Origin of the sequence: Pseudoalteromonas sp. S3785 (genome assembly GCF_005887365.1) — a bacterium.
Taxonomy (GTDB): Bacteria; Pseudomonadota; Gammaproteobacteria; order Enterobacterales; family Alteromonadaceae; genus Pseudoalteromonas.
In genome coordinates this window covers 22,814-48,016 of record NZ_PNCT01000002.1, presented here as the reverse complement: position 1 = coordinate 48,016, position 25,203 = coordinate 22,814, and the positions used below count along the sequence as shown (strand labels likewise).

Here is a 25,203-nt window from a genome sequence, read left to right as displayed (position 1 = left end):
TTTAAAGTACACTTTCATAACGGTTTTTTCTTATATGCTATAGTTTGTTAATAACGCACCAAATAACTACAGCATATGATTGAAACTGTAAAACTTACTGTTAGATTATCAAACTTTTATAAAATGAGTTGGGTAAATAAAGCGGTAAGTATAGCATTATTGCTTTATATCATTACCTTCTCGCTTTATGCTTTAAATACTTTCCCCCCTTTAAACGTGCAAAACAATGTGTATGGTTTTACTACCGATTTTTGCAATCTCATCGTGCTCGTATTTTTATTTTGGATAGTGCAATGCTCTGAGCTTTCAAAACAAGCGTACGTGTTTTCTACTTTAGGTTTATTGCTATGGAGTATGGGTACAACGGCTGATGTAATAGATGAATTAGTTGTGCAGCCTTATTGGATGAGTGTTTATTTTGAAGACTTATGCAGAACCATGGGAATGCTTTTTACCGCCTATGGATTATTTAAGACCATGCGTTTTGTACAAAGTATACATAACCGTTTAGCGCACGAGTTGATAACGGACGATCTTACACAAGTACATAATAGACGCTATTTTTATCGACATGTTAAAACTGCCCCTAGTACGCCTTACGTTATTTTAATTATAGATATTGATCATTTTAAGGCTATTAATGATGAGTTTGGCCATGATGAGGGTGACTTAGTGCTACAGCAGTTAGCTACTAAGTATAATAGTGCATTTGTTAATAATGCAGTATTTGCTCGTTTAGGCGGTGAGGAGTTTGGCGGCTATTTGCCTACCGGTAATATAAGCCAAGCGGCTGAATTTTGTGGGCAACTAATAGACATTGCACACAATATTAAAGTTAAACAGGTCAAACAGCTTACCGTAAGTATTGGTATGGCGCTGCAAAGCGCTAACGAGCCCCTCGACAAGGTAATGAAGCGGGCAGACATGGCTTTATACGTTGCTAAAAATAATGGCCGAGATCAATATAAAATAGCCCCTTAAGTTTTCTACACAAATATCCTTATTATTTGCACATTTATTACACTTTTAAACGTTTTCGTAAAGAACTGTCAGCGAGGGTAATACTTTGTAAACTATGAAATTAAAATGCAGCAAAGACGTCATAATAGTGATTTTAATAATAAGGAAACTTTAATGACCAACTCTCTGTTGAAAGCTGCTTTACCTCTAAGTTTAATGTCTATTTTAGTTGGTTGTGGCGGCAGCGACGGCTCAAGTGATACAGGCTACGTACAATTATATAACGGCTCATATAACAGCCCATATACGCGTTTATTTGTAGATGAAACAGAGCGCTCGGGCACCGACTTTGCAGATGTAACCACGCGTCATAATTACAGCACCGGTACTTACGATTTAAGTTTTGAATACTTAGATGCAAACGATAGCTACATTACAATTAGCGAACAAGAAGTATCAATCAAAGGTGATAAAACCGAACTTATTGTTATGAGTGGTAACTTTGATGAGCCGACGTTCACAGAGTTAAGTGTACCCATTTCAAGCGATACAGATGAGTTTAATTTAGGTTTTTACAATATCACCAGCGAAGATACCAGTTACGATGTTTACCTAGCAACCGATGACGGTGTATTTGAAAGTGCTGAACTATTTACATCAACACAGTACTTAAGTGAGCTAGATTTACAAACCCTTGATGAGGGCTACTATACAATTTATATCACTGAGGCAGGTAGTACAGATGTAGTGTACGAGTCAGAGTCGGTTTATTTTTATGATGAAGAAAGCTACGTAGCCATGATCCGCCCAAGCTATGCAACAGAAGAAAATGGTATCACGCTTGATATTGTGACTGACAATAACTACGTTACAGCACTAAAACATCAATCAGCGCTTGGGCAGCTGCGCTTTATAAATACCGTTGACGATTACTCGCCAGTTAGCTTTAGCACAACCCGTGGCACCACAGTCAACAATACAAATACAGTAGCAAGTGATACCTACACCGATTACGTTGAGCTTTCGCCGAATAGTTACAGCGTTGCAATGTATGATGAGGAAGGCACTAAGCTTGCCGATAACTTTTTAATGACCTTAGAGCGCGAGCAAAGTGCGGTAGGCGTTTTCTACAACGACATCGATAATGGTTTACGTATGATGAGCGTTGAGGAAAACCTAACACCGAGTAGCTACAGCCATACAATTTCGGTTATTAACCTAATTGAAAGCTACGCTGGGCAAACCGTAAGTGAAGTTGACGTGTACTTTACCTTAAATGGCGAAACCGTTGATGACGCCACCAATGTAATTGATGGCTTAGATAGATACGACCAAGAAGAAATTGACGTAGATGATGAAGCTTACACTGTGTATGCCGTATATGAAGATAACGGCCAACAAATAGTGTTAATTCAACAAAGTGATATAGATTTTACCGAAGAAGGTAACTACATCTTAATTTTAGAGCACGATGAGACAACAAGCTCTGGCTTTAAAATGAGTGTAACGCGCACAATTACAGACAGTGTAGACTAAGTAACATGTAACACGTTCTAGAAAGTAAAAGCCCTAAGCATTATTGTTTAGGGCTTTTTTTGAACAAAAACTTACGTAAACTTAAAGAGTTTTAGGTACACTCATTACAAAATAAATAAAAAGAGCGTGCCATGGATGAGTTTTTAGGAATAGTAGGTTTATTTGCATTTGCAATAATGGCCGGTGCAGTTTGCGGTATTATAGCAATTGCACAACTAAGTAACTTAAAGCAAGAAATTGCTCAATTAAAAGCAAAAGTACTCAGTTTAGAACTAGCTAATAACAAGCTAAGCCACAATGAAGGCGAAGATAAAAGCGTCGATTTCTCCACAGCCCAGCATGCGGACACGGCTCAAGCCAATAGCAATGAGCCGACTTTTAATCAAGTTAGTCCTAATCAACCTAAGCAGTCAAATCAGCCTCGTGAGCAGGTAAAAACACCAGCTTCATCAATAAAGCCTCCCGCTAATGTTTCTGAAAGTAACCATAAGCTAGGCAGTAAAAATCTCACTCCCTCACTTTTTACTTCTCTTTTTGAAAAATTGCGTAGCGACTTTGAACAAAATTGGATGACTTGGATAGGCGCAATAGCATTGGCGTTAGGCGGTATATTTTTAGCAAAGTACAGTTTAGAAGCTGGGCTACTCTCTCCTACGATGCGTTTAACCTTGGGCGGTCTATTTGGTGGTGGCTTAATTGCAGCCGCGGCTTATATGCATTACAAAAATAGTGTATTCGAAGGGTTTAATAACTATATACCTGCAGCACTTGCCACAGGGGGATTTATTACGTGCTTTGCACTGACCTTATTAGCGTATAGTAGCTATAGTCTCATCAGCCCCTTGTCAGCCTTTGTTGTACTAGGGGTTATTGCCATAAGTGCGAGCGCTATGGCAATAATGCTTGGCCCGGTATTAGCCGTACTAGGCATTATTGGTGCTTATTGTGTTCCCGTACTGGTCAATACTGGCAGCAATAATTTATTTGCGCTGTATATGTATATTGGTTTTATTAGCTTATCAGCGGCGTTGGTGGCACATAAAGTACAGCGAGCATGGTTGTGGTATCTGCTGTGGGCGGGGCATTTAGGCTGGTATATTGTTGGCTTTACCATAGCTAACAGCAGCACCATTTGGCTTATGGGCACGTATGGGCTATTAAGTGTTATTGGTTTAATTGCCGTACCGCGCTTAGGGTTAAAACTAGCGGTGGTTGAAACGCGCCCACATAGTTTAAAACGCCTGATAAACGCACTCCCTAGTCACCCTTTAATGCTTGCCTGTATTGTCCCTTTGCTAATAGCTATGCTTTTTGATAGTGATAACTACCTTCAATGGCAAATAATAAATGCATTGGGCATATTAACCTTACTGTTTTTAGTAATTAAAAATAGCCGCTGGGATTTATGGCAGGGGGCAGCGTTAATTATTGCTGCACTAATACTACTAAGCACGCCGTCATATTATATTGATTTTTCAGACTCTTTATTTATTTTTAAACACCCATATGGGAGCGCTTTATTTTTAGGTTTAGCACTGAGCGCATGTGGACTTTATTTTGGTATAAAGTGGGCGCCTAAACGCTTGGCTTTTCATATTACTGCTTCGTTTAGTGTATTTATAATGATTGCCACCTTATACGCTATCATCCCAAACCATGCCTTGGCCGCAGCCTATCCGTTGTGGGCAGTGATACTACTTATAAGTAGCGCCATTTTAATTAAGTGCGCAATGGGTGGCGCAACGCTTTTTCAGCGCTTTACATATTGGGTGGGGGCAAATGCCAACATCACGCTTGCTATCACTATGTTATTAAATGACAGCGGTTTAACTATTGCATTGGCGATTCAGGTTTTACTTATTAGCGTGTTAATAAACCGCTATCGCGTGCCTATGCCACATTGGCCAATTAAAGCGCTGGTAGCTGCATTATTACTTCGCCTTACATTGTCACCGTGGACCCCAAGTTACGAGGCGCTTAGTGTATTGGGTGTGCACTGGAGTTTAGTCGTTTATCCTTTGTGCGTGGTGTTATTTTACGCGGCAGCCAAATGCTTTAGCGCATCTCAGTTAAAAGTTTGGCTAGAAGGCGCAGCGCTGCATTGCTTAGCGTTATTTATTACCACCGAAACCAGCTATCAACTGGTGGGGCATTATCCGCAGTTTGGCTCTTTAAGCTTTTACGAACAAACTTTACTCACCTGTAATTGGCTTGCAATGGGTTGTGTATATTTACACCGTGCTCGTATTGCTGGTAGCTTAGCTAAATTATACCAAGTGGCAGGCATGGTATTAGCCGGCGCTGCGGGTATTACGGCACTGAGCACCTTACTAAACGCCAACCCATTTTTAAGTGCTATTTATATTGGTGAAATTATTGTATTTAATTGGCTATTTTTACTTTGGTTAGTGCCTGCGGGTTTAGTGCTTTGGCTTTATAGGTTAATTAAACCGCTGTATACAAAAGTAGCGCCATTTATACTTATAGTAGCGGGTGCGTTGAGTGTGCTGGCAATTAATGGCTTTATACGCCAATACTGGCAAGGCCCTTATATTTACATATCAACAGGAGCAAGCAACGCAGAGCTTTATAGCTACTCGGTTATTTGGCTCGTGTTAGGGGCTATTACTGTGGTGCTAGGGCATTTAAAAAATCAGCTATTAATCCAAAAAATAGGTTTAGGAGTATTAGCTGCCGTTATTTTAAAAGTGTTCTTGGTGGATATGGCAAATTTAACAGGGCTTTTAAAAGCGCTGTCGTTTATTGGCTTGGGTTTATCACTAGTGGGGCTAAGCTGGTTGTTTCAAAAGCTTAGAAGCCGCGTAAAACAAGCATAATTGTAGCTATAAGCTATGAACAAAAGCCCAGCAATTTGTTGGGCTTTGTTTTACACTTTTGAGCAGAGCCTAAGTACTGTGATTAAGCAGTGCTTTTAGCTTACCCGGCTTAATAGGCTTACTTAAATAATGAATATTAGCGGCTTTCGTTTCTTGTTTAAGTTCCGTATCGCGTACGGCTGTTATAAGTATGGCCGGCACTTCGCTTTGCCATATATCTCGCAGTGTTTTTATAAGCGAAATACCATCGTACTCATTACCTAATTGATAATCCATTAAAATTACATCGGGCGCTGCGTGTTGTTTCGCATGCGCTAGTACGTTATCAACGTCATCAAACAAGGTGTAATTGGCTTGCCACTTTTTAAGTAGGCTAGCCATTGCAGCTAGGTTTTCGGGGTCATCGTCAACGGCCATAATATTAATTGCAGCGCGGTTCTCTACCAAGCTGTTGGCCTTAACTTTTTGTTGTACAAACTGCGTATCACCATAAGGCACTTCAATACTAAAGCGGCTGCCTTTACCAGGCTCAGAGTGCACATCTAGCTCTAAGCTCAGTAAATCGGCCATACGTTTTACAACGCCTAGCCCTAAACCTACGCCTTTGTTATCACCGGCTTCTATACGGTAAAAGTCGTTAAATATTTTAGCTTGTTCTATTTCGCTAATGCCAGGGCCCGTGTCCCATACTTCTATACGTAAATTATGTTTACGGTTTCTGCACGCTATTAAAACTCGCCCTGTTTCGGTGTATTTAACCGCATTAGACACCAAGTTTTGTATAATTCGGCGCAAATAGGTAATATCGCTATGCACAATTTGTGCATTTGAACGCACCGTAAGCTTTAAGCCTTTATCGATTGATAAAATAGCGTACTCGCTTTGCAGTGGCATAAGTATATCGTTTATACAAAAGTGGCGTGGGGTAGGGGTCATTGCGCCTTGCTCTAACTTAGCTATTTCTAGTAAAGCCGACATTAAATGCACGGTTGAGTCTAAACTGTGGCCAAGCTTATTAAAACTATTTTGGTTAGTGGTATCAAGTTGTGTTTCATCAATGGCTGCAAGGTACAAACGCGCCGCGTTAAGGGGCTGTAAAATATCATGGCTTGCTAATGCTAAAAACCGTGTTTTACTATCGTTAGCTTGCTCTGCTTCGCGCTTAGCTAAAGTAAGTGCTTGCTCTGTTTTTACTCGGCTATCTATTTGGGCTTGTAAGTCTTTATTGATGGTTTGTACTTCTTGAGTTCGCGCTTCAATGCGGTTTTCAAGATCCATATTAATTTCTTCAAGCGCATTTTGCGTACTTATATGGTTTGTAATATCAGAAAAGCTTGTTACAAAACCGCCATCGGGTAGAGGGTTGCCTATCATTTCGTATACTTGGCCGTTACGGCGGTGGCGAATAAAGTGATGCGAGCTGCCATTTTTTAAATGCTGAACGCGCTTTTCTACTTGGCGCTCTATTTCGCCAGGGCCACATTCACCGCGTACTGCGTTGTATCTAATTATATCTTCAATGGGTTGCCCCACTTCTAAAAAGCCATCTGGGTAGCAAAACATTTGGCTGTAGCGTTTATTCCATGCCACCAGTTTTAAGTCTTTATCGACCACCGAAATACCATGGCTTAAATTTTCGAGCGAGGTATACAACAGGTTTTGGTTAAACTGCAGTGCCTGTGTGGTTTCGTCAAAAAAGTTAACCACCTCTTCAAAGGCCATACGCTTACCCGATGAAACCGTACGTATTAGTGCCTGCGCTGAAGATGCCCCTAACACCCCAGTTAACGCACGTTCGCAGTAGGCTATAAATTCGGGTTCGGGGTGGGCATTATTGTCACTTAGCTGGTGCGAAAGTGAAAAGTGCGCCAGTACTTGTTGGCTGCGTTGAATACCTAAAAAGGTTTGCAGCAGTATTTTAAAGTCGTAAACCGTGGCTTTAACATTTTTGTTTAAACGGCGCGATAAAATAGCCTGATCTTTAGGGTTAACAAACGCAGCTGCTTGAATTTTGTCTATCAAGCGCTCCTCTGCCCCTAACGAAAAGCTAATATAACAACCAATGTTAGCAAATAAGGCAATGAGCGTGCCGCGTGTAATAAGTGTTTGCTGAAGCTCGCTATTAAGGGCGCTGCCGGCATCTAAAATTGGCATCATTAAAAATAGTACCCAACAAATAAACCCTGCAAGTAAACCCGCATATACACCATAAGCATGCCCTTTACGCCAGTAAAGTCCGCCTACAATAGCTGGGAGCAGCTGCGTTACTAATGAAAACGCCACCAGCCCCATACTTGCAAGCGCGCTGCCGTGCCCAAACCATTGCTGATAAAAGTAAGCCAATATTAAAATGCCAGCTATGGTAAAGCGCCTGACTAATAAAATTTGCGATTTATAACTGCTGGTAATTAAGTTGCGCTTAAATTTACGGCGTAGCATAAGCGGCAGCACTACATCGTTAGAGATCATGGTGCTAAGGGTAAGTGTAGCTACGACTATCATAGCGGTGGCTGCACTTAGCCCGCCAATAAACACAAAGGTGCTTAAAAAAGCTTGGTCGTGAATAAGTGGAAGCGCTAATACAAAGCTGTCGGGTGAAAAGCTACTGCCAATGCTGGGGTGAATTGCGGCAGTAGCAATAGGAATTATCATCGCGGCGGTGAGTAATAAATACAGCGGAAAAGCCCAGCGAGCGGTAAATAAATGGCGTTTGTCTTGGTTATCTACCACGGTAACATGAAATTGCCGTGGTAAACATATTATGGCCGCGGCAGCCATAAGTGATTGGCCAATAAAGTTAAAACTAAAAAAGTTAAAGTCGCCCCAATGATGCCACATCGACTCTGTGACTTTATCGCCCGTAAGGTTAGGTAAATTAAATAAGGTGTACAGAGCTAATCCAGCAACGGCAACAAGCGCGATGAGTTTGATCATGGACTCAAAGGCAACTGCTAGCATGAGCCCAGAGCGGTATTCGGTAACATCTACCTTACGGGTACCAAAAAATATTGCAAACAGCGCCATAATTAACGTGGCGGTGAGAGTAAGTATTTCGCCAGAGATTTGATTGCTGTTTTGCAAAAGCAAAAAGCTGGTACTAAGTGCTTTTAACTGCAGTGCAATATAGGGAATGGTAGCAAGTAGAGCAATAACAGTGACCAGTATTGCACTGGTTTGGCGCTTACCGTAACGCGCAGAAATAAAGTCGGCAATGGTGGTAATGTTTTGTTTTTTGCTTACTAATACCAGTTTGCGTAAAAAACCTTGGCCAAAAACGAACAACAATGAGGGCCCCAGTAAAATAGGCAAATAGCTCCAACTGCTGGTGGCAGCTGTACCAACCGACCCATAGTACGTCCACGAGGTACAATAAATCCCTAACGATAACGAATACACAAAAGGATGATGGCTAATCCGTTTAGCCAGTGGTGTTGTTTTATCGCCCCAATTAGCAAGCCAAAACAGCACGCCAATATAGCCCAGTGCTACAAAAATCAGTACAGCAGTCATGTTGTTATTAAACCTTATTATTTATACCCATACACAATACCAGAGATAACTTTAAGTGTGCGTGCACAATTTTATTCAAAATTTCAATGCTGATTTTATCTAATTGATTTTAAATGGCTATTTATAGTTTTGTTGATTTATTAGACTAATGTCGCATTTTTACACAAATACACTTAAGTTTTGTGATGAACATCCTTTTTTAAAAATTAAGTTATTGAAAAATAGTTATTATTTGGTTTTTAAATATAGCTTAATCTGCAGTTTACGTAAACGTTAACAAGCTGTTACGACTATGGTCTCACTTCACTCTTTACGCCGCGTTGCTAAATTAATAACCGACTATAAAAAAACCACTCATTGCAATTATGCAATGCTTAAAGGGGAAAATAAAAATGGCTTTTAAAGATGAAGAACAGGCAAAAGCTTATTGGGCAGAAAACATTTCACTACTGTTTAAGTTACTAGCAGTATGGTTTGTGGTCTCATTTGGCTTTGGCATATTACTGGTAGATGTACTCAATGAAGTACGTTTTTTTGGGTTTAAACTTGGCTTCTGGTTTTCACAACAGGGCGCTATTTACACCTTTGTAGCTTTGATTTTTGTTTACGTTTTCAAAATGAACACGTTAGATAAAAAATACGGCGTAGACGAATAGGAGCTAGGTAATGGATGTTCAAACACTCACATTTATAATTGTTGGTTTAAGTTTTGCGCTTTATATCGGCATTGCAATTTGGGCGCGTGCAGGCTCTACAAATGAGTTTTACGTGGCAGGGGGCGGCGTACCTCCGCTAGCTAATGGTATGGCAACCGCAGCCGATTGGATGAGCGCAGCGTCGTTTATTTCAATGGCGGGTATTATTTCGTTTGCAGGTTACGATGGCGGTGTTTACTTAATGGGGTGGACTGGCGGCTATGTATTACTCGCTATGTGTTTAGCGCCTTACTTACGTAAATTTGGCAAATTCACTGTACCTGACTTTATAGGCGACCGTTACTACTCACAAACAGCACGTGTTGTTGCTATTTTGTGTGCGATCTTTATTTGCTTTACTTACATTGCTGGGCAAATGCGTGGTGTAGGTGTGGTATTTTCGCGCTTTTTAGAAGTAGAAATTGAAACTGGTGTTTATATTGGAATGGTGATTGTATTCTTTTATGCGGTACTTGGCGGCATGAAAGGCATTACCTATACGCAAGTAGCGCAGTACTGTGTGCTTGTATTTGCCTACCTTGTGCCTGCTATTTTTATTTCAATGATGATGACAGGCCATTTCTTCCCACAAACCGGTTTTGGTGCCACATTAAGTGATGGCTCAGGCATGTATGTACTTGATAAGCTCGACGGTTTAAGCGCAGAGCTGGGCTTTGCACAATACACCGAAGGCTCTAAAAGCATGATTGACGTATTCGCTATTACTGGTGCTTTAATGGTCGGTACTGCCGGTTTACCGCATGTAATTGTACGTTTTTTCACTGTACCTCGCGTTAAAGATACCCGTATTTCTGCAGCCTGGACACTGGTATTTATTGCCATTGTTTACACTACGGCACCTGCAGTTGCTTCGTTTGCACGCGTAAACATGATTGACACCATTAACGGTAAAGATGGTAGCGGTACAGAGTACGCTCAAGCGCCTGCGTGGATCAAAAACTGGGAACGCACAGGCTTAATTACCTTTAATGATAAAAACGGCGACGGCAAAATGTTTTACACCGCCGGTAAAGTAGAAGATCCGACTAGCGCAAACGAAGTAAAAGTAGACCGCGATATTATGGTACTGGCTAACCCTGAAATTGCTGATTTACCAGCATGGGTAATTGCACTTGTTGCGGCCGGTGGTATTGCTGCTGCGCTTTCAACCACAGCAGGTTTATTACTGGTTATTTCGACCTCGGTGTCGCACGATTTACTTAAACGAACCCTTAAACCCGACATAAGCGATAAACAAGAGCTATTGGCTGCACGGTTAGCCGCGATGATTGCTATTGTAATATCTGCTTACTTTGGAATTAACCCGCCTGGGTTTGTGGCATCGGTAGTAGCATTTGCCTTTGGTTTAGCGGCAGCGAGTTTCTTCCCTGCAATTATTATGGGGATATTCTCTAAAACAATGAACAAAGAAGGTGCCATTGCCGGCATGATAACCGGTATAGGCTTTACCGCTGCGTATATTATCTTCTTTAAATTTGTAAGCCCTGAGCTCAATAGCCCAGAAAATTGGTTCTTAGGTATTTCACCCGAAGGAATCGGTTTAGTGGGTATGGTCATCAACTTTGTGGTTGCCGCAATAGTGCTTAAATTAACAAAATCGACTCCGCTTGAAATACAGCAAATGGTGGAGGGTATTCGTAATCCAAAAGGGTCAGGTGAAGCACACGCACATTAATGTGTTAAGCCTACTTAAAAATAAAGCACCAAAAGCCCGACTTTAGTCGGGCTTTTTATTTGTTTAAATAATGAGTACATTAGGTTTTGTGTATACTTTTTAATGAGTACAACAATGAGTGTAGAGCAGCAGGAAGTTGCCCAGTTTGTGTGTATGCAGGCGCCGTTTAGCATGCTGCACGACAGTGCGTGTGAGTATTTTGTAGGGCATATTGATAGTGTGTATTTAACCCGAGAAAACCAAGCGCAATGGCTGCAAACGCAAAGTCCAAAGCTATTTTTAATTCGCTCAGGCTTATACGACCTTGTCGATGCAAAAGGCGATGTAGTAAAACGTTTAGCCCAAGGTGATTATTTTGGTTACCCCTCTTTGTTAACAGGGGAAGCAATTCAAAATAGGTTGCAGGTACAAAAAGAAGGTATAGTGTATATGCTCTCCCAAGAGCACTTCGACTTTTTACGCCGCCAATATAAACCGTTTGAGCAATACTTTGTGCGAGCACACGCTAACCGTTTGCTTTCATCGCATTATAAAAGTAAAAACGATAGTTGGTCTGAGCGAAGAATATCTGAGCTAATGACCCGCACTGCAATTACCCTCGCGCCCGACGCAAGCATTAGGCAAACCGCTAAAAAAATGAAAAAACACGGTGTATCGTCAATTATGATCACCGAACACGCCATTTTGGTAGGCGTAGTCACCGACCGCGATTTACGCAACCGCGTACTGGCCGACGAAGTAGACCCGCAAGACGCAGTGAGCACAATAATGAGTGCTAAGCCTAAATTTATATTTGAAAACAATCGCGTGTTTTCTGCGTTGCATTTAATGCTTAAATATAATATTCATCATTTACCCGTGCTCGACGAAAATCATAAACCATTGGGCATGCTTACTAGTACCGATTTACTGCGCCAGCAAAAGAGTGATCCAGTGCAGCTTATTGGCCGCATTTATAAAGCGCATAGTATTGCCGACTTAAAACGTTATGCGGGCGAAATTCCTGAGTTACTGCGCAGCTTTTCATACAACATAGAAGACATATCGTTAATTGGTAAATTACTCAGCGGCTTAACCGATGCGTTAACCTCGCGCCTTATTCACTTATTTCAAGAAGAAAACGGCGCAGCCCCCACCAGTTTTTGTTTTATTTGCTTTGGCTCACAAGCAAGGGAGGAGCAAACCCTACACTCAGATCAAGACAACGGCTTACTACTGCCCGATGACTTAAGCGACGAGCATCAAGCTTACTTTAAGCACATGGGGGAGTTTGTTTGTGAACAGCTAGTAGAGTGCGGAATTAGACGTTGCCCAGGTAATATAATGGCCAGCAGTGATGAGTGCAGAATGAGTGTAAGCCAGTGGTGTGAGCGCTTTTTTAAATGGATAAAAAGCCCAACCCCAAGTGCCATGCTTAACTGTAAAATATTTTTTGATTTGCGCTTTATTGAAGGCTCAAACGCTTTGTATAGTGGTTTTTGCGAGCAGCTAAATAGAATATCGCGCGATGAGTTATTTTATGCTGCTATGGCAACCGATATAAGAGCCAGCTCAGTGCCTATAGGTTTATTTAATAAGCTTAAAACGCAAAAAAGCGACAACAACCATAAGTACATAGATTTAAAAAAACGCGGTGTGCTTATTATTAACGACATAGTGCGTTTATATGCGTTAAAAGCCGGAATAAAACGCGCCAATACCCAAGAGCGTTTAGATGCTTTACTTAAACATAAACTATTAAATAAAGACGACATATATAACTTAAAAGATTGCTGGCGATTTTTAACTCAGCTACGCTTTAGCACGCAAATAAACGAAGAGGGTTTACCAAGTAACTGCATAAACCCTGATAAACTTACCTCACTTGAACGCCACCAATTAAAAGAAGCCTTTTACTTAGTAAAACAAGCCCAGCAAGCCGCCGCATTTAAATTTGCCCGTGGCAGTTTGTAACAGGAGGTAAGCGCTGTGGTAAAAAAATGGCTCAGTAAGTATATAAAAAGGCGAAATTTATTAAGTCAAAACGCGTTAACGCAACGCTATTTAGTGATTGATTTAGAGCTTACTGGGCTTGATGTAAGCCAGCATGAAATTGTATCGGTGGCTTGGGTTAAAATAGACAACCAATGTATAAAAATGAGCGAGTCGCAGCATTTAATAAACAAGGATGTAAAAAGCCTAGATCAAAGCCCTATTTTTCACGGCATTATTGACGACACTGTGGCTGAAGGGCAAAGCTTAGAAAGTATATTAACGCAGTTAAAAGTGCATTTTAACGACAGCATTTTGGTATTTCATAACGCGATACTCGATTGGGGCTTTTTAAAAGCAGCCCTTAAAAACGCTAATATAAGTACGCAACCAAAGCTAATACTCGACACCCTACACATAGAAAAAAAACGCCTTATTTGCCAAGGTGCAGAAATAAAACAAGATGATTTAACCCTAAGTGCGTGTCGCAAACGTTATGAGTTACCACGCTATCATTGTCATAACGCACTGACAGATGCACAAGCCACCGCCGAATTATTGCTAGCTCAGTGCTATCAAATAAACCGTGGTAAAGAGTTGCAGTTGAGGTCAATAATTTAACAAAACTACAGCATTTACTAATTATTTTGTTGAGATAATAACTTTAAAAGGATTTATTATGGTAATTGAAGCCGCCAGTAAGTATTACAACCAGTTAAACAATGACCTCAAAGCAGTTAAAAAGTACATTCACAATAATTTTGGTGTGTTTCTTACTATTCTTTACTTACTGGGTAGTTTATCAGGTGTTGTGTATCTTTACGTTTTACTTAATAACTTCTCGGTTGATGTATTCAACTTTATTGAAATAAGTGACTTTTTACTGGCACTGATTTCAAACTCTTTACTTATTACTCTTTATACTACGCTCATCGTTATAACTGCTATTTATCTCAATTGGCGCTCAGGACATATGCCAGATCCTAGTAAAACAACCGTTTTAAAAAAACTTTATTATGGTTTTGGTTACCCGTTCTATTTATTAAAACCTAGTTACTCATTCATGTTACTTTTAGCACTTATAATATCTACATACCCTACTATGTTGGCGCATTTTCATAGTAAAGATATAGTAAATGAAAAAACAATGAGTTATCACTTATCATTAAATTATCCAATTGCTCAGAGTAAAGTAACTCAACTTCAAAATGTTCAAATAGTAGCCTCAACAATTGGGAATTTATTTGTTTATGATAATAAACAAAATAAGTTACTTATTATTTCACAAGAAAATATTTCAGCATTAATACCGAACCTACACCAAGGAAAAACGATTAAGCCAAAGTCAAAAGCTGCTCAAACACACAGTGATTAAACATTCGCTAAAACACGATTGCTGCTATTTATTAGTATGGACGCATAGCTCAGCATGGCACTTTATTCAGGGCAAATTATGAAACTCATTACCACTATTTTTCTAACCTTACTCCCTGTTATCGCTTTTGCTAATTCGAGCTTACCAGCCAATCGTCATATCTCAGTGCAAGGCACTGCTGAGGTATTAGTTGAGCCTGACATGGCTAAAATACTATTTAAGGTGAATAGTGTTAAAAATGAGCCGAAAGCCGCCAATAACGCGCTTGAGAATAAAGTGAAGTTATTAATAGATGGGCTCAATCAATTTGAAATAAGCGCCGATGACGTAGTTGCCTCAAACGTTAAAATTGAAAAAACAGGGATGGATTATATTGAAACAGGGCATCAGGCCCTTAGCGATTACTCAGCGATAAGAACGTTTGAAGTAACGCTAAACAGTATTGAGCGAGTGAGCGATTTAACAGATTTTTTATTGAACCAAAAAGTAAATGCCATTCAAAACATTGAGTTTTTATCTTCTAAATATGAGCAACTGCAAGCGCAAGCCACTCAGCTAGCAATTGAAGATGCAAAAATAAAAGCGGGTTCCCTTGCTGATTCATTCAATGCAAAAGTAGGTGAAGTACGCACTATTCGCTCAACTAAAAACAACTATGGCAGTGGTTTTAGTACAGCCATAACCAAAATGCACAGGGCGCAGCAAGGCAATAATTCTTTTCCTCAAATACGTAGTAACGATTTACAGGCAACAATAAGCTTTAAATCATCTATAAACGTGGTGTTTGATTTAGAGGTAGATGATTAAGCTAATATTTTCATTCCAAATACATTTTCGTACTGTAAGCTAGCTTTACGTTTTTGATAAATTTGAAGGTAGCCATACTATGAACGATGAAAGCAACACATTAAAAGCACAAACCGAGGCAAAAGTAGCAGCAGGGCGAAAGGGCAATCCTGCTTTTATGAAAGGTGTTGATGAGAGTATTGCTCAAGCAAAATCTTTTCAAGAGGGTGCTAATGCACTTGCTCTAAACCAAAACGCGCCAAGCTTTGAGTTACCAAATCAACAAGGTGAATCGGTGCAGTTAGCCGAGTTACTTGCTAAAGGCCCCGTGGTTATTACTTTTTATCGTGGTAGTTGGTGTCCATACTGTAATTTACAGCTAAAAGCGCTTCAAGCGCGCTTACCTGAAATTCATGCATTAGGCGCGCAGCTGGTGGCTATTAGCCCACAAGTGCCCGATGGCTCAATGAGCGAAAACGAAATAAGTAACATGGACTTTGTAGTACTGAGTGACCAAAATGCGGATGTTGCAGCAAGCTATGGCGTTGCGTGGAAAGTTCCTGCATTTTTACTAGAGCATATGCGTGTAGACCGCGGCCTTGATTTAGAGTCACTTAATAACGGCAATAGCAGCATTTTACCTATCCCTGCCACCTTTGTTTTAAATAGCGAAGGTAAAGTGACGTGGCGTTATGTTGATGTTGATTACCGTACACGCTCAGAGCCAGAAGATATCATTAATGCTTTAAAAGCATTGTAGTAAATAATCAGTTTATACTATGGTGAACGCCCAAAAGTAGCAGAGTAATTAAGCTACTTTTGGGTTCATTTAAAAGTTTTAAATACTGCTTATTTAAACGTGGCTGGCATTTTAACAGCGACTACTTCACCTTTTACGCACATAACGTTATGTGTAGATAAAGTAATATCAACAATTACTTTGTTATCTTTTACTTGGCTAAACTCGCCTACGAGCTCTAGTTGTTTATCTATAGGTGTTGGCGCTAAATAATTAATATTTAAGGCCGCTGTAACAAAACGAATTGTAGGGTCGCTGCCAATAGTTAAGTTATTTTTATAGTGGACAACGGCTGCTGCGCTCCCTGTGCCATGGCAATCAATAAGAGAGGCCAATAAGCCACCATACACAAACCCAGGAATAGCGGTGTGGTAGGGCTTAGGCGTAAAGTGAGCTATTGTTTTACTTCCCTCATAGTTATCTAACCAGTAGCTTTTCAGCTGATGCCCTTCGGGGTTGTTTTTACCGCATCCATAACAATGGCTTAAGCTTTGTATATAGCAGTCTTGAAAAGCGATTTTACTCATATATTGCTCTTTTTAGAGATAAAGGCTTTAAAATGCTGAGGCAGGTATTTTATTAGCAAAATCAAAGCCTTGTTGAAAATAAAACTAACACGTAGCTCTTAGATCGTCGATCACTTTGCCGTCGTCGTTTAAAGTGCCGGGGCTCACAAGCTCAACACTGCCATTTAACTTTGTATATAGCTTTAGGTTTTCTGATAGTGTGTTTTGCAGTGTGGTTGTCTCGGCATTATTGGCGTTTGTACTTAGCTCACACAAAAGGTGCATTTTATCGTTATGGCTTTCACTTGTAACATTTAGCCTGACTTTAGCAATGCCGCTAACACTTAACCTAACGCGCTCCACTTGCTCGGGGTGGACAAACATACCTTTAATTTTGGTTGTCTGATCTGCTCGTCCCATCCAGCCTTTTATGCGTAAATTTGTACGTCCACATGTACTTTGCCCTGATTTAATAGCAGATAAGTCACCTGTAGCGAAGCGAATTAAAGGGTAGTCATGGTTGAAGCTGGTTACAACGACCTCACCCACCTCGCCATCGACTACCGGCTCTAAACTGCCAGGGCGAACAATTTCCACAATAAGGTCTTCAGCAATAATTAAACCATCATCTGCAATGCTTTCATAAGCTATTAAACCTACATCTGCGCTGGCATAAGCTTGTAGTGTATTAATGCCTGCAGTTGTAAACTCATCACGCAGTGCTTTAGGTAAAGCCTCACCGGTGACTAATGCTTTAGTAATACTGCTTATATCGCGCTTTTGCTGCTGAGCTTTATTTAATAAAATTTTTAAAAAAGAGGGAGTGCCGCAGTAGCCTTGAGGCTTTAGTCCTTCAATGGTGTCGAGTTGTTGTTCGGTTTGCCCAGGCCCTGCGGGTATTACAATACAGCCACAGGCGCGAGCTCCCGAATCAAGTATGAACCCACCAGGCGTTAAATGGTACGACAAACAGTTTTGCACCTTATCGTGCTCTCTAAAACCAGCTGCGTAAAATGCTTGGCCCATTCTCCACCAGTCATTTTCACAGTTCTCGGGGTCGTTAATAGGGCCGGGCGATTGAAATAGCCGACTAATATGCCCTTGTTCTGAGTTTACCCCCGCTAACGGCGATGCTGTTTTTTGTAAGCTAATGAGTGATGATTTTCTGGTAATGGGCAGTGTGGCCAATTGTTCCCGAGTAGTTATTTTATCCGCAGTAATATTGGCTAATATATTTTTGTAATAGGGGCTGTTTTGTTTTGCATATGAAATAAAGCTAGGCAATTTTGTGAATAAATCGTGTTCTCGGCTTATATGCGATTGGCTTTCTTTTGGGTTAAATAAGTTAGTCATATGGGGCTCCGAAGTCATGCTAAAAAGTAAATTTATTTAAACTGTTTTTATTACAGCCAGCGCTTTCTGCGTTTATAAGACTTTAAATCTTTAAAGCTTTTACGGTCTTCGTTACCACCTCCTAAGTAAAACTCTTTAACATCCTCGTTATTCATGAGTTGCTCTTGTGTTCCGTCTAATACCACTTTTCCAGATTCCATAATGTAGCCATAATTAGCAGCACGCAGCGCGTAATTAGCGTTTTGCTCTACTAAAAACATAGTGATGCCTTGCTCTTCATTTATTTTTTTTATTATCGCGAATACTTCTTTAACAAGTAGGGGGGAGAGGCCCATTGATGGCTCATCTAGGCAAATCATTTTTGGCCTAGCCATTAATGCCCGACCTATTGCTAACATTTGTTGTTCACCGCCAGATAAATAGCCGGCTAAACCTGTGCGCTCTTTCAAACGCGGAAAGTAGTGATAAACCATGTCAATATCTTGGTTTATTTGCGAGTCTCTTCTAGTAAATGCACCGAGCTTTAAGTTTTCTAAAGACGTCATATCTTCGATAATGCGACGCCCCTCCATTACCTGAAATAAACCGCTGCGCACTACATCTTCTGCATTTTTAGAATCTATGCGCTCGCCCATAAAAGTAATGTCACCTTTGGTTACTTCACCGTTTTCGGTTTTAAGTAATCCAGAAATAGCTTTAAGTGTCGTTGATTTACCGGCTCCATTTGGGCCTAATAAAGTAACAATTTCTCCCTCTGGAACATCTAAGCTAACACCTCTGAGTACCTGAATAACTTCATCGTACACAACCTCTATATTATTGACGGTTAAGATGGGTGAGGCGGGCTCTAATTTTTTTGCTGTTGATGACATACATACTCCGGAATTATTTAGTCTTGTAGATTGGTTGCAAAAAACCTTTGGGGTCTTTGCAACCAATTTTTGTATTTATTAGTAACCTAACCAATCGTCACGGCGTTCAAGCGTTACTACCGACACTTTCTCAGCTGTTACATTGCCTTTGTTATAATTACCTTTATATATGTTTACTTGGTTTACGCCGCGGTGATCGTCTTTACTCCAGTTGGCAGCTAAGCACACACCCTCAAGCCCTTTAGGCACCCAGTTCTTTTTAACGTACATGCCTTTTTTAATGTTTTCGCCAGTTATGCCGCCGTTTTCTTTTGCCCATTCCATGGCTTCTTTCATATAAAACGTTGAACAAACACCGCGCACATAATGGTGAACGCGCTGTTCTTGTCCTGATGGATCGGATTGTTTTGATATTTCTCTCACCAACTTCATGCCAGGTGTTTCATCTTCCCAAAAAGGGGTCATAGTAGGGAAAATATAATCTTTAATGCCTTCACCCGCTGCATTGAATATTTTTTTGTCTCCTCCCCAAATATTCGACATGAATTGAATATCGGTTCCCACGGTATTACATGATTTAACCAACGAAAGCACAGAGCCACCTAAGTTACCAATGTAGCCGTAATTAGAACCTGAACTTTTTAAACTTAAACATTGCGCTTTAAAATCGCCTGGTTTCATTGAAATTACGATTGCAGGTTGTACATCAAAACCGAGCTCAGTTGCGTATTCTGCACAGGCTTCTTTAGGCGCATTAGGAAATGGATGATTTGCACCTAGGTGAGTAAATTTGGGTTTACCTTTACCGCCTTTGTTCTGCCAATCTTGAGCTGCCCATTGAACAAGTCCGCGGCAAGAGTCTGAGTACGAAGCGCCATAAAAAAAGTTATAAGGCGCTGGTTTTTTAGTGTGTGGATTTTTGCCAGTCGGGTCGGTTAAATGCCCAGAATAAGACGCTGAAAATACGGGGACTTTGTCTCTGGCTACAAACGAAATTAGTGCTTCTGTATCAGCTGTACCCCAGCCTTGCATTGCGACCATTTTTTTACGCGAATACCATTTTTTATAAGAAGCAATGGCCTGTGGTACTTTATAGGCGTAATCAATAGTTTCAGACTCTAATCGAGTGCCATTAATGCCGCCATTTTCATTAATATAAGCAAGTGAGTCACGTACTCCGTCAGCATAGTTTTTACCAACAAATGAGGTAGGCCCTGACATATCAGCTAAGTGACCTACAAACACAGAGTCTTGAGCAATAACGTGGTTACTCATAGCTAATGAGCAACATACAAATACAGAACTAAGTTTTAATTTATTGTGCATGATAATTTCCTTTTCATTTTTGGCTGTGCTGCCAATGAGCTTGTTGTTGTCGTGTAATTTATTAGTAAGAAAACGGGTAAAATTTCCAATAGTTTTTAATTTGTGCCCAGCGATGCGCCATGCCTTCAGGTTCAAAAATTAAAAATAAAATAATAACTAGGCCTATAGCCATTTCTTTAATGTAAGCAAGGCCATCAACCACCATAGGAATATTGCCCCAATCCGTCATTTTCATTAATCCAACGCCGCTTTCTAACACTTCAGGTAAAAACACCATAAATACAACACCCATAAGAGTGCCTTTAATAGAACCTAAGCCACCAATGATGATCATCGCTAGAAATTGAATCGACATGAATAATGTAAATCCTTCAGCTGAAACGTAGCCTAGGTAATGCGCATATAACGCACCGCCAATACCCGCATAGAAAGATGAAACTCCAAATGACAGCAAACGGTACTTGTTAAGTTTTATTCCCATAATTTCTGCTGATAGGTAGTGATCTCTTACTGCAATAAAGGCGCGACCTTCTCGGCTGCGCATTAGGTTACATCCCCAGATATACATAAAAACAAGGGCAAACAACGCAATGTAAAAAAAGCGTTGGTCGGTATTAAACACAAAGCCAAAAATAGAGACAGGGTCGGCTGATGAGCCTGCTGAGCCACCAGTAAACCATTGGGCACGAGCAAAAAAGTCTTCGAGAATAAACTGGGCGGCTAAAGTGGCAATTGCTAAATAAAGCCCTTTAATACGCGAAGCGGGAAGGCCAAATAGCATGCCTACCAACATAGTTAAAAAGCCTGCAATAGGGATACACAATAAAACAGGGATGCCAAAGGACATATTCAGCCAAGCTGAGGCAAACGCACCAAAGCCAAAAAAGGCGCCATGGCCTAATGATATTTGACCCGTATAACCGACTAAAATGTTAAGGCCTAGTGCTGCAATGCCTAAATATGAAATTTGAATAAAAAGCGTTAGAAAGTATGCATCGACCAAAAATGGTGCGCAGCATAGTAGTGCAATGGCAATAATAGCTACGTTACGAATAGTTTTAGTTTCGTAAATGGTATTGTCTTGTTTGTAACTGGTTCTAAAGTCGCCACATGGGCGCATAGTTAAGCTAGACATAATAAAATCCTAATTTTTATAATTTATGTGTAAGCGCATTGCGCTGTATTTTTTCAGCGCGTCGCTAAATGTAAGCTATTAAATTCGTTCAATATCTTTAGTCCCAAATAAACCGTAAGGTTTAAACCAAAGTATGATGAGAAGGACGTAAAATGGCGCTATGTCGTACATGTTGCCAACATGAAGGTATTGGCTATCAAAAAACTCAGCTAAGTTTTCCAACACTCCAATTGTTAAACCACCCACAATTGCACCTACAATCGAGTCAAGGCCACCTAAAATAACGGCTGGGAACACTTTAATCCCCATCATTGATAGGGAACTTGAAACCCCGTTAACCATCCCTATTACAATACCGGCTGTTGCTGATACCGTTGCCGCAATGCCCCAGCTCATAGCAAACACTTGTTTAACGGAAATACCTAAGCTTTGTGCAATTTGCTGATTAAATGCAGTGGCTCGCATAGCGAGACCATATTTTGAATGTTTAAAAAAGAGGTAAAATGCAACCATAATAATTAAGGCGATAACCGTACTCATTAAGTAGGCTGACTCAATATTTAGACCAAAGATTTGAATGCTTTGCGCATCAAATACCTGCGGGTAACTTTGCGCTGATACACCAAAGATCCATTTCATCAATGCTTGGAAAAAGATAGATAAACCAATTGTGACCATAATGACTGAAATAATTGGCTCGCCAATCATAGGGCGTAATACAATCATTTGAATTAAAATACCAAAGGCCGCCATAAACGCCATTGTGAGCAAAAAGCCAACAATAAAGGGGAGTTCTAAATAAATAAGCACGCTCCAGCACACCCAGGCACCTACAAGTAAAAATTCGCCCTGTGCAAAGTTTACAATTTGTGTCGACTTGTAAACTAAAACAAAACACATACCGACGACGCCATACAGCAGGCCGACAATAAGCCCATTAATGATTAACTGAATGAGTAATTCAAAGTTCATGATGCTCTCCGTTGTGCTTCAGTGTGAGTGTTTGCCACGGGAGTGACTGTGGGAGTATTAATAAGAGATTGGATTTTAAGTTGCGTTTGAATGCGTGTTTTAGTGCCATCTTGAAATACAACAAGGGTATCAATATCAACTATATTTTGATCTTGGTATATCGCATCTATGATATCGCCATACTTTTGGGCAATAACGCTGCGTCTTACTTTACGCGTACGTGTAAGCTCTCCATCATCCGCATCAAGTTCTTTATAAAGCAGTAAAAACTTATGTATTTTTTGAGCGTCAGGAAGCGATTCATTAACACGTTGTATTTCTTCACTGAGTTTTTTATAAACTTCAGGGTGGGTCGATAAGTTAGTGTAATTTGTGAATGAGTAACCGTGTTGTTCTGCCCATTTAGCAACGATACTAAAACGAATACAAATGATGGCTGATAAATAAGGTTTGTTTTTACCTAATATGACGGCTTCGCCAATAAATGACGAAAACTTCAATTTATTCTCAATGTATTGCGGTGAGTATTGAACGCCGTTACTTGTACATGCTAAGTCTTTTATCCGATCAATAACAACCAAATGCCCTGAAGGCTTAAAGTAGCCAGCATCGCCTGTTTGCATCCATCCATCTTTAACATCTTCGTTGTATGCATCTTGATTATTAAGGTAGCCGGTAAACATACCAACTGTTTTTGCAACAATTTCGCCAACACCTGCTTCATCTTCGTTAATAACCTTTACTTGCGCATTATCAAACGCAAAGCCAACGCTATCGTAATCAACATCGTTTTGATGATGAATTGTATAAGCGCCGCACATTTCTGTTTGACCATAAAGTTGTCTTAACGGTACCCCAATGGTTTGAAAAAACCTAAATGTGTCTGGGCCCATTGCGGCTCCACCTGTTGCTGCAGATTTTAAATATGAAAAGCCGAGTCTGTCTCTAAGCGCTCTCATTAAAATAAGCTCTGCAAGCCACGACTTTTTACCTTTAAGCTGGTTTTTTTCGGCAATGTTCATGGCAAAAGAAAATAGTTTTCTTTTTAATGGAGTTGAGTCCATCATCCGAGCTTGAACATCCGCTAATATTCCTTCCCAAACGCGTGGGGCAAGTAATACAAAGCTTGGGCCTATTTCTCTAAGATCAGACATTAATGTTTGTTGCTCTTCAACAAAGTTAACTATTTGACGTGCAATAAGCGCTTGGCCAACAGCATAAACTTGCTCCATTATCCAAGGCAGAGGTAATACCGATACGTAGTTATCGCCTGGTTGGCGTGGATCGGCTCTTAAGTAAGCGCTGCAATGTTTAACAAAATTACCACCATTGAGTAGTGCTATTTTAGGCTTTGAAGTAGTGCCGGATGTTGTACAGTAAATTGCTATGTCGTCTGGGGAGGTTGCTTCAACTAGTTGTGGGTAGCGATTGGGTTCACTGTTATCTATGGTTTGGCCAAGTGTATACAGCGAATTTACGTCAATTAAGCGCTCATCGCTGTATTTGCGCATGCCTCTAGGGTCGCAGTAAACAATTAATTTTACGTGTGAAATTTCATCGCCTAGTTCGAGTAATTTATCGCACTGTTCTTCATTTTCAGCTATTACCACCGTGGAATGGCTACTTTGGAGTAAGTAGGCCACTTCCTCATGCATTGAATCTTGATAAATACCTAAAGAGTGGCATCGCATTGCGTGTGCAGCTACTTCTCCCCATACCCATTCTGGGCGATTATCGCCAAGCAAAGCAATTGCATCACCTTTATTTACATCTTTATCAAGTAATGCAAGCGTGAGCCACTTAACTCGGTTGTTATAGTCTTCCCATGTAAATTCATTCCATATACCAAACTCTTTTTCTCGCATGGCTATTTCATGGGGCCATTGCTGGGCATTAAACTGTAATATTTTAGGAAAGGTATTGAGTTCGGCCATTTCAAAGTCATTAATTGAATCATGGTGAGTCATTAGCTTACTTCCTCTAATGTGGTAGCTTCTTCAGGTTCGCTATCGGCTTCTTCGAGTCCTAAATAGGCACGTTTTACGTATGGGTCTGCCATTACTTGCTCGGGTTTGGCACAAATTAAGTTTTTGCCAAAATCTAAAACCATTACTTCATGGGAAATATCCATCACTACGCCCATGTCGTGTTCAATCATGACGACGGTGACCCCAAACTCTTCATTAAGGTCAAGAATGTACCTAGCCATATCTTCTTTTTCTTCTAGGTTCATGCCTGCCATAGGCTCGTCGAGTAAAATAAGTTTAGGATTGAGGGCCATTGCCCTTGCAAGCTCTACGCGTTTGCGTAAACCATAAGACAGGGTGCCTGCTATGGATTTGCGGATGTGTGATATTTCTAAAAAGTCGATGACTTCTTCAACTTTTCGTCTGTGTTCAAGTTCCTCTTTTTGCGCACCGGATGCCCAATATAATGGACCCGTTAGCCAATTGTTTTTTAATAAGTGGTGACGGCCAACCATAATATTGTCTAATACCGACATATGACCGAATAACGCGAGGTTTTGAAATGTTCGTCCCATGCCTAAATCGGCGCGGTCGTTTGGCTGCAAACTTGTTACGTTTTTATTATTAAAAAAAATGTTACCGCTATTAGGGGTGTAGCGTCCTGAAATACAATTTAACATTGAGGTTTTACCGGCCCCATTAGGGCCAATAATCGAAAAAACAGACCCTTCTTTTACAGAAAAGCTCACATCGGTTAAGGCTTTAACCCCACCAAAAGCAAGTGATATGTTTTCTACATTAAGTATTGAAGCTGTCATTGCTGCTCTCCAAATTTTTCGGATTGACTGTCTCTAATGTAAAAAGGGGAGGAGAGTATTCTCCTCCCAAACGCAACATTGGTTGGAAG

At 40.4% G+C, this 25,203-nt stretch carries 19 protein-coding genes; 10 read left to right on the top strand and 9 right to left on the bottom strand.

All coding sequences use genetic code 11. The annotated features are described in order from the left end of the window. Positions 1–123: 123 nt before the first annotated feature. The 3 genes from CWC17_RS00445 (at position 124) to CWC17_RS00435 (ending at position 5,333) form a co-directional block, all read left to right on the top strand. Positions 124–981, top strand: a complete 858-nt coding sequence (locus CWC17_RS00445) for a GGDEF domain-containing protein (protein WP_249935870.1) — start codon at positions 124–126, stop codon at positions 979–981. A 153-nt stretch (positions 982–1,134) separates the two neighbouring features. Further along, complete coding sequence (locus CWC17_RS00440) at positions 1,135–2,496, top strand: hypothetical protein (RefSeq protein ID WP_138611797.1); 1,362 nt, start codon at positions 1,135–1,137, stop codon at positions 2,494–2,496. Positions 2,497–2,627: 131 nt separating this feature from the next. Beyond that, a complete protein-coding gene (locus tag CWC17_RS00435; protein ID WP_138611796.1) occupies positions 2,628–5,333 on the top strand; it encodes a DUF2339 domain-containing protein in 2,706 nt (901 codons plus the stop codon). A gap of 69 nt (positions 5,334–5,402) precedes the next feature. On the opposite strand, the gene CWC17_RS00430 is transcribed toward CWC17_RS00435, so the two are convergent. Further along, the gene (locus CWC17_RS00430) at positions 5,403–8,843 is read right to left on the bottom strand and encodes a PAS domain-containing hybrid sensor histidine kinase/response regulator (RefSeq protein WP_138611795.1); all 3,441 of its coding nucleotides are present in this window, start codon (positions 8,841–8,843) and stop codon (positions 5,403–5,405) included. A 392-nt stretch (positions 8,844–9,235) separates the two neighbouring features. Between CWC17_RS00430 and CWC17_RS00425 the strand changes: the two genes are divergently transcribed. The 7 genes from CWC17_RS00425 (at position 9,236) to CWC17_RS00395 (ending at position 16,126) form a co-directional block, all read left to right on the top strand. Beyond that, positions 9,236–9,499 (top strand): DUF4212 domain-containing protein, encoded by a 264-nt coding sequence (locus tag CWC17_RS00425; protein ID WP_004586074.1) that lies wholly within the window; start codon positions 9,236–9,238, stop codon positions 9,497–9,499. A gap of 10 nt (positions 9,500–9,509) precedes the next feature. Continuing rightward, entirely contained in the window at positions 9,510–11,234 is a 1,725-nt protein-coding gene (locus tag CWC17_RS00420) for a sodium:solute symporter family protein (protein WP_138542352.1), read from the top strand. A 114-nt stretch (positions 11,235–11,348) separates the two neighbouring features. Continuing rightward, a complete protein-coding gene (locus tag CWC17_RS00415) occupies positions 11,349–13,187 on the top strand; it encodes a DUF294 nucleotidyltransferase-like domain-containing protein (RefSeq protein ID WP_138611802.1) in 1,839 nt (612 codons plus the stop codon). A gap of 15 nt (positions 13,188–13,202) precedes the next feature. Next, complete coding sequence (locus tag CWC17_RS00410) at positions 13,203–13,826, top strand: 3'-5' exonuclease (protein WP_138611794.1); 624 nt, start codon at positions 13,203–13,205, stop codon at positions 13,824–13,826. A gap of 58 nt (positions 13,827–13,884) precedes the next feature. Continuing rightward, positions 13,885–14,580: a hypothetical protein gene (locus tag CWC17_RS00405; protein ID WP_138611793.1), complete on the top strand. Its 696-nt coding sequence runs from the start codon at positions 13,885–13,887 to the stop codon at positions 14,578–14,580. A 78-nt stretch (positions 14,581–14,658) separates the two neighbouring features. Then, entirely contained in the window at positions 14,659–15,387 is a 729-nt protein-coding gene (locus CWC17_RS00400) for an SIMPL domain-containing protein (protein WP_138611792.1), read from the top strand. Positions 15,388–15,466: 79 nt separating this feature from the next. After that, positions 15,467–16,126 carry a peroxiredoxin-like family protein gene (locus tag CWC17_RS00395; RefSeq protein ID WP_138542356.1) on the top strand — a complete coding sequence of 220 codons (660 nt, stop codon included), beginning with the start codon at positions 15,467–15,469 and terminating at the stop codon, positions 16,124–16,126. An 89-nt stretch (positions 16,127–16,215) separates the two neighbouring features. Here CWC17_RS00395 and CWC17_RS00390 read toward each other — a convergent pair whose 3' ends face one another. The 8 genes from CWC17_RS00390 to CWC17_RS00355 form a co-directional block, all read right to left on the bottom strand. After that, positions 16,216–16,692, bottom strand: a complete 477-nt coding sequence (locus tag CWC17_RS00390; RefSeq protein WP_138611791.1) for a PaaI family thioesterase — start codon at positions 16,690–16,692, stop codon at positions 16,216–16,218. Positions 16,693–16,776: 84 nt separating this feature from the next. Further along, on the bottom strand, positions 16,777–18,024 hold the full coding sequence (locus CWC17_RS00385) for a phenylacetate--CoA ligase family protein (RefSeq protein ID WP_138611790.1): 1,248 nt from the start codon (positions 18,022–18,024) through the stop codon (positions 16,777–16,779). Positions 18,025–18,074: 50 nt separating this feature from the next. After that, entirely contained in the window at positions 18,075–18,896 is an 822-nt protein-coding gene (locus CWC17_RS00380) for an ABC transporter ATP-binding protein (protein WP_138611789.1), read from the bottom strand. 78 nt (positions 18,897–18,974) lie between these two features. Further along, entirely contained in the window at positions 18,975–20,222 is a 1,248-nt protein-coding gene (locus CWC17_RS00375) for an ABC transporter substrate-binding protein (RefSeq protein ID WP_138611788.1), read from the bottom strand. Between the two features lie 61 nt (positions 20,223–20,283). Continuing rightward, complete coding sequence (locus CWC17_RS00370; RefSeq protein ID WP_055019334.1) at positions 20,284–21,357, bottom strand: branched-chain amino acid ABC transporter permease; 1,074 nt, start codon at positions 21,355–21,357, stop codon at positions 20,284–20,286. A 78-nt stretch (positions 21,358–21,435) separates the two neighbouring features. Further along, entirely contained in the window at positions 21,436–22,329 is an 894-nt protein-coding gene (locus CWC17_RS00365; protein WP_006791860.1) for a branched-chain amino acid ABC transporter permease, read from the bottom strand. Then, positions 22,326–24,296, bottom strand: a complete 1,971-nt coding sequence (locus CWC17_RS00360) for a long-chain fatty acid--CoA ligase (protein ID WP_138611787.1) — start codon at positions 24,294–24,296, stop codon at positions 22,326–22,328. The genes CWC17_RS00365 and CWC17_RS00360 overlap by 4 nt, the downstream gene beginning before the upstream one ends. Beyond that, a complete protein-coding gene (locus tag CWC17_RS00355) occupies positions 24,296–25,114 on the bottom strand; it encodes an ABC transporter ATP-binding protein (protein ID WP_055019332.1) in 819 nt (272 codons plus the stop codon). The genes CWC17_RS00360 and CWC17_RS00355 overlap by 1 nt, the downstream gene beginning before the upstream one ends. Positions 25,115–25,203: the final 89 nt, after the last annotated feature.

Bases quoted from the DNA above. Each gene is read 5' to 3' on its own strand.
- CWC17_RS00445 (WP_249935870.1), top strand. From the start codon at position 124: ATGAGTTGGGTAAATAAAGCGGTAAGTATAGCATTATTGCTTTATATC.
- CWC17_RS00440 (WP_138611797.1), top strand. From the start codon at position 1,135: ATGACCAACTCTCTGTTGAAAGCTGCTTTACCTCTAAGTTTAATGTCT.
- CWC17_RS00435 (WP_138611796.1), top strand. From the start codon at position 2,628: ATGGATGAGTTTTTAGGAATAGTAGGTTTATTTGCATTTGCAATAATG.
- CWC17_RS00430 (WP_138611795.1), bottom strand. From the start codon at position 8,843: ATGACTGCTGTACTGATTTTTGTAGCACTGGGCTATATTGGCGTGCTG.
- CWC17_RS00425 (WP_004586074.1), top strand. From the start codon at position 9,236: ATGGCTTTTAAAGATGAAGAACAGGCAAAAGCTTATTGGGCAGAAAAC.
- CWC17_RS00420 (WP_138542352.1), top strand. From the start codon at position 9,510: ATGGATGTTCAAACACTCACATTTATAATTGTTGGTTTAAGTTTTGCG.
- CWC17_RS00415 (WP_138611802.1), top strand. From the start codon at position 11,349: ATGAGTGTAGAGCAGCAGGAAGTTGCCCAGTTTGTGTGTATGCAGGCG.
- CWC17_RS00405 (WP_138611793.1), top strand. From the start codon at position 13,885: ATGGTAATTGAAGCCGCCAGTAAGTATTACAACCAGTTAAACAATGAC.
- CWC17_RS00400 (WP_138611792.1), top strand. From the start codon at position 14,659: ATGAAACTCATTACCACTATTTTTCTAACCTTACTCCCTGTTATCGCT.
- CWC17_RS00395 (WP_138542356.1), top strand. From the start codon at position 15,467: ATGAACGATGAAAGCAACACATTAAAAGCACAAACCGAGGCAAAAGTA.
- CWC17_RS00390 (WP_138611791.1), bottom strand. From the start codon at position 16,692: ATGAGTAAAATCGCTTTTCAAGACTGCTATATACAAAGCTTAAGCCAT.
- CWC17_RS00385 (WP_138611790.1), bottom strand. From the start codon at position 18,024: ATGACTAACTTATTTAACCCAAAAGAAAGCCAATCGCATATAAGCCGA.
- CWC17_RS00380 (WP_138611789.1), bottom strand. From the start codon at position 18,896: ATGTCATCAACAGCAAAAAAATTAGAGCCCGCCTCACCCATCTTAACC.
- CWC17_RS00375 (WP_138611788.1), bottom strand. From the start codon at position 20,222: ATGCACAATAAATTAAAACTTAGTTCTGTATTTGTATGTTGCTCATTA.
- CWC17_RS00370 (WP_055019334.1), bottom strand. From the start codon at position 21,357: ATGTCTAGCTTAACTATGCGCCCATGTGGCGACTTTAGAACCAGTTAC.
- CWC17_RS00365 (WP_006791860.1), bottom strand. From the start codon at position 22,329: ATGAACTTTGAATTACTCATTCAGTTAATCATTAATGGGCTTATTGTC.
- CWC17_RS00360 (WP_138611787.1), bottom strand. From the start codon at position 24,296: ATGACTCACCATGATTCAATTAATGACTTTGAAATGGCCGAACTCAAT.
- CWC17_RS00355 (WP_055019332.1), bottom strand. From the start codon at position 25,114: ATGACAGCTTCAATACTTAATGTAGAAAACATATCACTTGCTTTTGGT.